Source organism: Mycobacterium sp. (genome assembly GCF_049683355.1).
Classification (GTDB): domain Bacteria; phylum Actinomycetota; class Actinomycetes; order Mycobacteriales; family Mycobacteriaceae; genus Mycobacterium.
This window is the reverse complement of sequence record NZ_JBAUJB010000133.1, coordinates 35,905-46,169: the sequence shown is the minus strand read 5'-3', so window position 1 is coordinate 46,169 and position 10,265 is coordinate 35,905. Positions and strand designations below refer to the sequence as shown.

The window sequence follows — 10,265 nt, the reverse complement described above, 5'->3', positions numbered from 1 at the left end:
GCCACCCAGGCAACCGCGTCAGCGAAGTCTTCGCGGGTCAGCCGAAACTTCAAATCCGTGAGACCTGCCGTCGCCACGTTCATAGCGTCCCTTCGATGCACACCCCGACAAAAGCCATAATCAGCGGTTTACCGGCGTCGCATGCCGCGTCGCTCCGGACGCGCTACGACGACTGAAACGGCTGTCGATGAACCACCGTAGAGCTTTCGGCCCCAACTTGAAAGCTAATCGATCGGGCTGACATCTGGGCGGGTAACGACCGGCGGGGCACGAAAGTTCGGGGTTTCCCCAGCTGCCTTCTTCTAGAAGAAATCTATAGATAGAGAAGAGCAACAGTAATAGGTCCTGTGGACTCTGGGGATAGCGGTGGTTCGTCGCAGGCAGGCGGGCCTGAGGGGGTGTTGGCGCATTGTGGATACCCGGTGGTCAACCTGGGCCCGGTTGGGGATGACGCCGGCGCTGTGGACCGATCCGGCGCTCGATCGATGATTGACCGGAGGTTGTGCACACGTCGGTGCACAGGCAGATCCTGTGGCGGGTGTGACGTCCGGTGCGGAAGTTTTTTCGGGATTCGTCGTCGAGACGGCAGCAGGGAGCCACATTCGTACCGGTTGCGTCAGGGAGATGTCAGCGCTTGGCGCGCTGACGGATCCTGGTGGTGAGTTCTTTGACGTGATCGAAGACCTCACGGCGCTCGGCCATCTCGGCGCGAATCTTCTTCTCCGCGTACATGACGGTGGTGTGGTCGCGGCCGAAGGCCTGCCCGATCTTGGGCAGGGACAGGTCGGTGAGTTCACGGCACAGATACATCGCGATCTGGCGCGACTGGGCCAGCGCGCGGGTCTTGCCCGGACCGCGCAGCTCCTCGATGCTGGTCTCGAAGTACTCGGCGGTGGCCGCCATGATCGCAGCGGTACTGATCTGCATCGTGGAGGCATCGGAGATCAGATCACGCAGCACGATCTCAGCCAGTGACTTGTCGATCGCCGTCTTGTTCAGCGAGGCGAACGCGGTGACCCGGATCAACGCGCCCTCGAGCTCGCGGATGTTGCGCTCGATCCGGCTGGCGATCAACTCGAGCACGTCGTCGGGAACGTCGAGCCGATCCATCTGAGCCTTCTTGCGCAGGATGGCGATTCGGGTTTCGAGTTCCGGTGGCTGGACGTCGGTGATCAGCCCCCACTCGAAGCGCGTCCGCAACCGGTCTTCCAGGGTGGCGAGCTGCTTGGGCGGTCGATCGGAGGAGATGACGATCTGCTTGTTCGCGTTGTGCAGCGTGTTGAAGGTGTGGAAGAACTCTTCCTGGATGCCGTCTTTGCCTTCGATGAACTGGATGTCGTCGACCAACAGCACGTCGATGTCGCGATAGGTGCGCTTGAAGGAGGCCCTGCGGTCATCGCGCAGCGAGTTGATGAAGTCGTTGGTGAACTCTTCCGTGGAGACGTACTTGACCCGCATGCCGGGAAATAGCCGCTGCGCGTAGTTCCCGGCGGCATGCAGCAGGTGTGTCTTGCCCAGCCCGGATTCGCCCCAGATGAACAGTGGGTTGTATGCACGGGCGGGTGCCTCGGCGATGGCCAGGGATGCCGCGTGTGCGAACCGGTTGGAGGCGCCGATGACGAAGGTCTCGAAGGTGTAGCGCCGGTTGAGGGTGACGGTGTCGTCGGCCGGTGAGGTGGCGGCGCGTTTGGAGAAATACGACGGCCAGCTCTCTTCGGCGCTGGCGCGCGCCGCCTGGTCTTCGTCGACGTCGTCCTCGGCATCGTCGACGTCCGCGGGCTCGCGGAGTACCGGATGGCTGTCGTCGGTGTCGTCGGGGCCGGGGTCGGCGATTCGGACACCCAGGTCGACCCGCTGTCCGAGCTGGCGGCTGAGCGCGGTGACGATCGGCTCGCGGAGGTGGCGTTCGATCTCGTTCTGGACGAAAGCGGTCGGCACCGACAGAAGTGCGAACCCCTCGGTGATGACCAGCGGCCGGACCAGTTTGAGCCAGGCCCGCTGCTGTGGCGTGAGAATCCCGTTGGCCGCGCCGGCGACACCGTTGAGTTCGGCGACGACGTTGTTCCAGATTGCGACGAAGGGTGGATCGGGGTCAGTTGTCAACGACCCGCACCCCCTTGCGGCCGGCCCAGGGACGGCCAAAAGGACGGAAACGAACTGTCCACAAAGTTATCCCCAGGCTGTGGAGAAAGGACGTTCATCGCCGTCTGGTTGTCTACCGGCGTGACTGCCGCTGGCCGGAGCTCGTCATTGGGCAGGTGCACACCTGCATTTCCAGTGGGCTCGCGACTGAGCGGACAGCCTCGCTTCGTTGTCTTTCGCCGTTCCGGCGTGGAATCGGCATTGCCAGAAGCTAACAGTTTTCTCTCCGAGTGCCAACAGTTCTGCAACATTGCGGAGACCCGAATCTTGTGCCGATTCGGTAGTGGCTCAATAGTTCCTGATGAGCGTGACTGATGTGGTTAGTGTGGTGGTGTTCGCCCCGCCGCAGGCGGATTTCCGCAGGTTTGACCCAGCGAATCCTCGTCAGTACCCTCGAACAGTCGCCCGCACGTGGCGATACGGCTGCGATCCGGTACTGCCGGAGGCCGCGCCGGTTAGCAACGATAGACGGACGAACTTACCAACGGCCGACTGCGACACGCCTGTCATGAGGGTTCATGGGGCGGGACCGCGGGGGCCAGACGCAACAAGGAGTGACAGCCGTGGCCAAGGGCAAGCGGACCTTTCAGCCCAACAATCGCCGTCGGGCGAGGGTGCACGGGTTCCGGCTGCGGATGCGTACGCGCGCCGGCCGGGCCATTGTCTCGGACCGGCGCCGCAAGGGCCGTCGCTCACTGACTGCGTGATGCGGCGCAAGGTCTGACGCGGTGCTTCCGGCGCAGTACCGGATGACGCGGTCGGCCGAGTTCGGCGTCACGGTGAGTCGCGGCATCAAAGCCGCACAACCGGACCTGGTTCTGTACACCCGCGCCGACAAGGCCGGTGACCCCGGGCCGAGAATCGGGCTGGTCGTGTCGAAAGCTGTGGGTAATGCGGTACAGAGGCATCGGGTGTCGCGTCGTCTTCGGCACGCCGCGCGCACGATACTTGCCGAGCTCGATCCCGAGGACAGAGTGGTGATCCGCGCGTTGCCGAGCAGTCGGAACGCGATCTCGCCGCGCCTGGAGCTGGAGCTACGCACCGCGCTGCAGAAGATCAGGATGCGCTCGGGAGAATCGAAGTGACGTCGCGATCGGCCGGTGCACGGGCGGTGGTCTTCGTGATCCAGCTCTATCGCCACACCATCTCGCCGTTGCGGCTGCCGACCTGTCGGTTCACTCCCACCTGTAGCCAGTACGCCGTCGAGGCGCTCACCGAGTTCGGACTGATTCGGGGCGGATGGCTGGCAGCCGTTCGCCTCCTGAAATGTGGACCATGGCATAACGGAGGATGGGATCCGATACCCGATCAAAAGACCGACCGCGCGGAGCACCGTGGCCAAGCCGCCGAGGGTGCCTGTGACGTAGCCGAGCACCGGACCAGCACGGTGCACCAAGGAGAGAGTCAGACGCGTGTTTAATTGGTTGAGCCTTGACATCATCTACTACCCGGTGTCGGCGATCATGTGGGTTTGGTACGAGGCTTTCGCCTTCCTGCTGGGGCCGTCGAACTTCTTCGCCTGGGCGCTGTCGGTGGTGTTCCTGGTGTTCACGCTGCGCGCGATCCTCTACAAGCCGTTCGTCCGGCAGATCCGCACCACCCGGCAGATGCAGGAACTGCAGCCCCAGATCAAGGCGCTCCAGAAGAAGTACGGCAAGGACCGCCAGCGGATGGCGCTGGAAATGCAGAAGCTGCAGAAGGAGCACGGGTTCAACCCGATTCTCGGATGCCTGCCGATGCTGGCCCAGATCCCGGTGTTCCTCGGGCTCTATCACGTGCTGATGTCGTTCAACCGGACGCAGACCGGTATCGGCCGACTGGGGCTGTCCGTTGAGGAGAATGCTCAGCTGGGCAACTACGTGTTCAGCGCGGAGGACGTCCGCAACTTCCTCGACGCGAACCTGTTCGGTGCGCCGCTGAGCGCGACGATGATCCAGCAGCACGGCCTTGACGCCTACACCGAGTTCCACCGACCCGCGGTGGTGGCCGTGGGTGTGCCGATCATGATCGCGGCGGGCATCGCGACGTACTTCAACAGCCGAGCGTCGGTGGCGAGGCAGAGCCCGGAAGCCGCCGCCAACCCGCAGACGGCGATGATGAACAAGCTGGCGCTCTACGTCTTCCCGCTCGGCGTCGTGGTGGGCGGACCGTTCCTGCCACTCGCGGTGATCATGTATTGGCTCTCCAACAACATCTGGACGTTCGGCCAGCAGCATTACGTGTTCGGCAAGATCGAGAAAGAAGAAGAGCAGAAAAAGCTCGAGGCCCTCGAACGCCGAGCGGCCAACGCACCGGCACCCGGAGCCAAGCCCAGCCGCAAGAAGAAGGCGGCCGCCGACGCCGCCACGGACCCGGACGGCGACCCGGTCGCTCCCGCCACCGAGGCCGAGACAGCGCCGGACGGATTCGAGACGAACGGCTCCACCGACGCGGGCACGACCCGACCGGATTCGTCGTCAGGTGCGGGGAAGCCGAAACCGGCCGCGAGCAACGGGGCCGTCAACCGCACCCCGAAACCCGGCGCTCGGCCGAAGAAGCGCAAACGTTGACGCGCGGGCGACCGCGAAAGAAGAAGAGGTGATTGCATGACGAATTCGGAGACTGCTGCCCCGGCCGAGACCGCCGAACGCAGTGAGGACGCCGACCCGATCGAGGCCGGCACCGAAGGTGCCGCGGCCGAGGGTGGCGAGGATCTCGAGGAGAAACTGGTCGTCGAAGGCGAGATCGCCGGCGACTATCTGGAAGAGCTGTTGGATCTGCTCGACTTCGACGGCGATATCGATCTCGACGTGGAAGGCGACCGTGCCATCGTCAGTATCGACGGAGGCGGAGATCTGACGAAGTTGGTCGGGCACAAAGGCGAGGTACTCGACGCGCTGCAGGAGCTGACCCGGCTGGCCGTGCACCAGAAGACGGGCGAGCGTAGCCGACTGATGCTGGACATCGCCCAGTGGCGTAAGCGACGTCGTGAGGAACTGGCGGCCGTGGGGGACAAGGTGGCTCGTCGAGTTCTGGAGACGGGGGAGCGCGAAGAGCTGTCGCCGATGACCCCGTTCGAGCGGAAGATCGTGCACGACGCGGTGGCCGCAGTGCAGGGCGTGCACAGCGAGAGCGAGGGCGTGGAGCCGTCGCGTCGCGTCGTGGTCCTCGCTGACTGACCCGGAGTTACATCCATGTAGTTCGTTCGGAGTCGTGGTGGTTCCGCCGCGGATGTTCGGAGGATGTTTCACGTGAAACACGCGGAAGTACCCCCGCCCCCTGACGCCGTCGCAGTGCTGTTCGGCGACGCCGCGGAGCGCGCTCACCGGTACGCCCAGATCCTCGCAGGCGCCGGTGTCGAACGCGGCTTGCTGGGCCCCCGCGAAGTCGATCGGGTGTGGGATCGACACGTGCTCAACAGCGCGGTGGTGGCCGAGTTGCTGGGGCGCGGTGAGCGGATCGCCGACATCGGTAGTGGTGCGGGCCTGCCCGGGATACCGTTGGCGTTGGCCCGCCCGGACCTCTCACTGACACTCGTCGAACCGCTGCTGCGCCGGAGCGATTTTCTCCGTGAGGTGATCGACGCCCTCGGTCTCGAGTGTGCAGTGGTGCGCGGCCGAGCGGAGGACCGTGCGGTCCGGAGTCAGGTCGGGGAGGTGGACGCAGTGGTATCACGGGCGGTCGCCTCGTTGGACAAGCTGGCCAAGTGGTGTACGCCCCTGCTGCGGCCGGGGGGCCGCATGCTGGCCATCAAAGGGGAGCGTGCGGGGGAAGAGATCCAAGAACATCGCCGGGCAATGACGGGACTGGGCGTGACCGAGGTAAGGGTAGAGAAATGTGGCGCTCAATTCGTGGATCCACCCGTGACGGTGGTCGTAGGGTTGCAGGGAACACCGCGGAGCCAACGGCCGCCGGGAAGGAAACGCAGATGATGTCAGTTCCCGAACGCCGGGAACCCGAGGACGGCCCAGCGGATGTTTCACGTGAAACGTGGAACGCACCGGACGCGGATACGCCCATCGGCGCGGAAGCCGAACGGGCGGTCCGATTGATGCAGGCGGCCACCCAGGGCCAACCGCCACGGCCGGCACATCAGCGCATCCTGACCATCGCCAACCAGAAGGGCGGTGTCGGCAAGACCACCACCGCGGTGAACATTGCTGCGGCGCTGGCGCTGCAGGGATTGCGCACTCTTGTCATCGACCTCGATCCCCAAGGGAATGCGAGCACCGCGTTGGGCATCGAACATCGGCCGGGCACCCCGTCGTCATACGAAGTCTTGATCGGTGACATCCCGGTCGAGACCGCGCTGCAGCGCAGCCCGCACAGCGAGCGCCTGTTCTGCATCCCCGCCACCATCGACCTTGCCGGTGCCGAGATCGAGTTGGTCAGCATGGTCGCCAGGGAGGGCCGGCTGCGGACTGCGCTGGCCGAGTTGAAGCACCACGACTTCGACTACGTCTTCATCGACTGCCCGCCCTCCCTCGGTCTGCTGACGATCAACGCACTGGTCGCCGCACCCGAGGTGCTGATCCCGATCCAGTGCGAGTACTACGCCCTCGAAGGCGTGGGTCAGTTGCTGCGCAACATCGAGATGGTCAAGTCCCATCTCAACCCCGAGCTGGATGTCACGACCGTGGTGCTGACGATGTACGACGGACGGACGAAGCTGGCCGACCAGGTCGCCATGGACGTCCGCGCGCACTTCGGCGACAAGGTGTTGCGCACCGTCATTCCCCGCAGTGTGAAGGTGTCCGAAGCCCCGGGCTACGGGATGACGATCATCGATTTCGACCCCGGTTCCCGTGGGGCGATGAGCTACCTGGATGCAAGCCGGGAGCTGGCGCACCGGGGGCTCGAGGGACAGGCCCGATGAGCGCATGCCCGGCGCGGATCTGCACGACGAGAAGAGGGAATCGATGAACAACGCGGCACGCAAGCGGAGTGGATTGGGCCGCGGCCTCGCGTCCCTGATCCCGACGGGCCCGGCCGACGGCGACGGCGGGGATTCGGCCGACATGGGTCCGCGGATGGGTGCCGCGGCCGCGGACGCCGTCTTCGGCGGACTGTCGACGGGGGCAACAACGCCGCCGGCGGAAGAGAACTCGGTGGGTGCGGTGTACCGGGAGATCGACCCGTCGAAGATCGATCCGAACCCGCGCCAGCCGCGCCAGTCGTTCGACGAGGAGGCGCTGGCCGAACTGGTGCACTCCATCCGTGAGTTCGGACTGATGCAGCCGATCGTGGTGCGCGCCGCGCCGGCTGCCGAAGGTGACGATTCACCGCGCTACCAACTGGTGATGGGGGAGCGGCGGTGGCGGGCGGCTCAGCAGGCCGGCGTGACCACGATCCCTGCGATCGTCCGTGAGACGGCCGACGACAACATGCTGCGTGATGCGTTGCTGGAGAACATCCACCGTGTGCAGCTGAACCCGCTCGAAGAGGCGGCCGCCTATCAACAGCTACTGGAAGAGTTCGGTGTCACCCACGATGAACTCGCCGCCCGCATCGGGCGGTCGCGACCGTTGATCACGAACATGATCCGCCTGTTGCGACTGCCGATCGCGGTGCAGCGGCGGGTGGCGGCCGGCGTGCTGTCGGCCGGTCATGCGCGCGCGCTGCTCTCGCTCGAGGGAGGGGCCGAAGTCCAGGAAGAGCTCGCCGCGCGCATCGTGGCGGAGGGCCTGTCGGTGCGCGCGACCGAGGAGGCGGTGACGCTGGCCAACCGAGACGGCGGAGCGACGCCCTCGGCACCCCGCCGCAAGCCCATTCAGATGCCCGGTCTGCAGGATGTCGCCGAACAACTGTCCACCGCCTTCGATACGAAGGTGACGGTCAGCTTGGGCAAGCGCAAAGGCAAGATCGTCGTGGAGTTCGGGTCGGTGGATGATCTACAGCGGATTGTGGAGCTCATGAACACGTCCGCGCAGTGAACGGTCATACCGGCGAATTACGTCACTGTGACACAGCTGGCTCCGCAGCCGGCCAGAAACGTCGCTGCGCGGGGAAACTCCCTGTCCCGCAATCGAATTCGGCCGTCGGCCCGGCGCGGACGCCTTTCGGCGGCCAGGCGGCGACGGTGCCGGCGGAGCCTTCTATCCTGGAAGGGCAGCCGGGCCTTCCAGCGCGGCGTGGACCCAGGGGAGTGTAGTGGCCGCACGTATCACGCCTCTTCGGCTCGAAGCATTCGAGCAGCTGCCGAAGCACGCCCGGCGCTGTGTGTACTGGGAGGTCGACCCGCCGACCGTGGGAACCGACGATCATCTCTCCGATCCGGAATTCGAGAAGGAAGCGTGGCTGTCGATGGTCATGCTCGAGTGGGGGTCGTGCGGCCAGTTGGCTGTCGACTGCCGGGACGGCGCGGACTTCGTGGACTCGGCGCCGGAGTCCACCGATGACCCGTGCCTCGGGTACGTGTTCTACGCGCCGCCGCGCAGTGTGCCGCGGGCGGGCCGATTCCCGACCGGCCCGGTCAGCGCCGACGCCGTGCTGCTGACCACACTCGGTGTCGAGCCCGGACCGGGAAGCCAGGACATGGCCAGGACATTGATCGCCGCGGTGGTCGCCGATCTGGTCCGTCGCGGGGTGCGCGCCCTGGAGGCGTTCGGCCGGACCCCTGAGGTCACCGGGCTCTCCGATCCGGCCAAGGTGCCGACCGATGCCGCGCCGGTACTCGAAGCATTGGGCGACTGTTCGGTCGAGCAGTGCGTGCTCGATGCCCAGCTGTTGCTCGACGTCGGGTTCGAGGTGGTGTCGCACCACACCTACTTCCCGCGGCTGCGGTTGGAACTCGAGCAGGGTCTCGGATGGAAAGCCGATGTCGAGGCGGCACTGGAACGACTGCTGCAGAGCGCCCAGCTACAACAGCCGGTCGGAGCGGGATCGAACCCCTGCAGTTAGCCTTGGCGGGCCTGGTCGACGGACAGCTCGTGGGCGAGTAGCTCGGCGAACGTGAAAGTACCTGTGGGGCGGTCGTTCTTGCCGAGCAGGTACAGCCGTTTGACGGCTGCGAGGATGCCTTCGGCGATCGAGTCACGCGAGTCCGGGGACACCAGGGTGTGGCGATCACCGGGGTTGGTGACGTAGCCGACGTCGACCTGAACAGTCGGCATCCGGGTCAACCGGAGCAGATCCCACGTCCTACCGTGCACCCGGCAATCTCGTAAACCGGTCCGCGCCACCACTTCTCGTTGGATGAAGTCCGCCAGGTTGCGTCCGATGGTGGACACCGAGCCATGGGAGTTGCCGAAGTGGAACGAGGCGACGCCGTTGGCGGACGGGCTGGTCTGGGTTGCGCAGCGCAGACTGATCATCAGGTCGGCGCCCACGGAGTTGGCGGTCGCGGCGCGTTCCGCATCCGAGGGCGCCCGGATGGCGGCATGGGACAGGAACGTCTCCATGCCGATGGCAGTCATCCGGCCTTCGAGTCGACTGGCCAAGTCCCACAGCAGCTCTGCTTCGCTGATCGGGCCGGCAGGCCCGTTCATGATCAGACCGTGGTCGTCACCGCCGCGGCCCGGATCGATGATGATCCGCTTCCCGGAGAGCAGCGGGCCGGAGCTGCGGACCAGCTCCTCCTCACGAATCGCGTGCGGTGATCCACCGGTGACCCGGGAACCGAGAAAGTACAAGGACCGCAACGTTTCCGGACCGCAGATCCCGTCCGGATACAGTCCGTACTCACGTTGGTAGGAGGTCAGTGCGTTGTGGGTCTGCAACCCGAAGTAGCCGTCCACCAGGTTGGTGTAGAACCCCAGATCCTGAAGTCGCGCTTGCAATGTGGCCACGTCATCGCCGTACATCGGCGCACCGAACTGGTGATTGAGAGTACGTGCGCCGAGCCGGTAGGAGGCCTCTTTGAGGGCGCGGTAGGTTGCTTCGCCGACGATTCCGTCCACCAGCAGACCGCGGTGCTGTTGGAAAGCCCGGACGGCGTGGTCGAGTTCACCGTCGAACATGTCCACCGCCACGTGCTTGCCGGTGGACAGTTCCTCATCCGGATCGTCGATCATGCCCAGCGCGGCCAGAGCCGCCCGGATTTCGGTGACCGCACCCCCGCGGTCACCGCGACGCAGACTCGACATAGCCAGCATTGTCTCAGACCGACGGCGAAATCCGGAAAACCCCAGGCAGGTGTGGAGGCG

11 protein-coding genes are annotated in these 10,265 nt (G+C 65.3%); 9 read left to right on the top strand and 2 right to left on the bottom strand.

Annotated elements, in window-relative coordinates; genetic code table 11:
- Positions 1-627: 627 nt before the first annotated feature.
- On the bottom strand, positions 628-2,103 hold the full coding sequence (gene dnaA / locus WA944_RS08515) for a chromosomal replication initiator protein DnaA (RefSeq protein ID WP_526372673.1): 1,476 nt from the start codon (positions 2,101-2,103) through the stop codon (positions 628-630).
- 602 nt (positions 2,104-2,705) lie between these two features.
- Here dnaA and rpmH point away from each other — a divergent pair.
- The 9 genes from rpmH (at position 2,706) to WA944_RS08470 (ending at position 9,021) form a co-directional block, all read left to right on the top strand.
- On the top strand, positions 2,706-2,849 hold the full coding sequence (gene rpmH, locus WA944_RS08510; protein WP_014818477.1) for a 50S ribosomal protein L34: 144 nt from the start codon (positions 2,706-2,708) through the stop codon (positions 2,847-2,849).
- Positions 2,850-2,870: 21 nt separating this feature from the next.
- On the top strand, positions 2,871-3,227 hold the full coding sequence (gene rnpA / locus WA944_RS08505) for a ribonuclease P protein component (RefSeq protein ID WP_526372672.1): 357 nt from the start codon (positions 2,871-2,873) through the stop codon (positions 3,225-3,227).
- Complete coding sequence (gene yidD / locus WA944_RS08500; RefSeq protein ID WP_526372671.1) at positions 3,224-3,562, top strand: membrane protein insertion efficiency factor YidD; 339 nt, start codon at positions 3,224-3,226, stop codon at positions 3,560-3,562. The genes rnpA and yidD overlap by 4 nt, the downstream gene beginning before the upstream one ends.
- Positions 3,563-3,605: 43 nt before the next feature.
- Positions 3,606-4,691, top strand: a complete 1,086-nt coding sequence (gene yidC / locus WA944_RS08495; RefSeq protein WP_526372675.1) for a membrane protein insertase YidC — start codon at positions 3,606-3,608, stop codon at positions 4,689-4,691.
- A 36-nt stretch (positions 4,692-4,727) separates the two neighbouring features.
- Positions 4,728-5,300, top strand: coding sequence for a Jag family protein (locus WA944_RS08490; protein ID WP_526372670.1), 573 nt, complete (start codon positions 4,728-4,730; stop codon positions 5,298-5,300).
- 72 nt (positions 5,301-5,372) lie between these two features.
- Entirely contained in the window at positions 5,373-6,053 is a 681-nt protein-coding gene (rsmG, locus tag WA944_RS08485) for a 16S rRNA (guanine(527)-N(7))-methyltransferase RsmG (RefSeq protein WP_526372669.1), read from the top strand.
- The gene (locus WA944_RS08480; protein ID WP_526372668.1) at positions 6,050-6,997 is read left to right on the top strand and encodes a ParA family protein; all 948 of its coding nucleotides are present in this window, start codon (positions 6,050-6,052) and stop codon (positions 6,995-6,997) included. The genes rsmG and WA944_RS08480 overlap by 4 nt, the downstream gene beginning before the upstream one ends.
- Positions 6,998-7,040: 43 nt before the next feature.
- A complete protein-coding gene (locus WA944_RS08475; RefSeq protein ID WP_526372674.1) occupies positions 7,041-8,054 on the top strand; it encodes a ParB/RepB/Spo0J family partition protein in 1,014 nt (337 codons plus the stop codon).
- 217 nt (positions 8,055-8,271) lie between these two features.
- Positions 8,272-9,021 (top strand): acetyltransferase, encoded by a 750-nt coding sequence (locus WA944_RS08470; protein ID WP_526372667.1) that lies wholly within the window; start codon positions 8,272-8,274, stop codon positions 9,019-9,021.
- On the opposite strand, the gene WA944_RS08465 is transcribed toward WA944_RS08470, so the two are convergent.
- A complete protein-coding gene (locus tag WA944_RS08465; protein WP_526372666.1) occupies positions 9,018-10,205 on the bottom strand; it encodes an N-acetylmuramoyl-L-alanine amidase in 1,188 nt (395 codons plus the stop codon). The genes WA944_RS08470 and WA944_RS08465 overlap by 4 nt on opposite strands.
- Between the last annotated feature and the right edge of the window lie 60 nt (positions 10,206-10,265).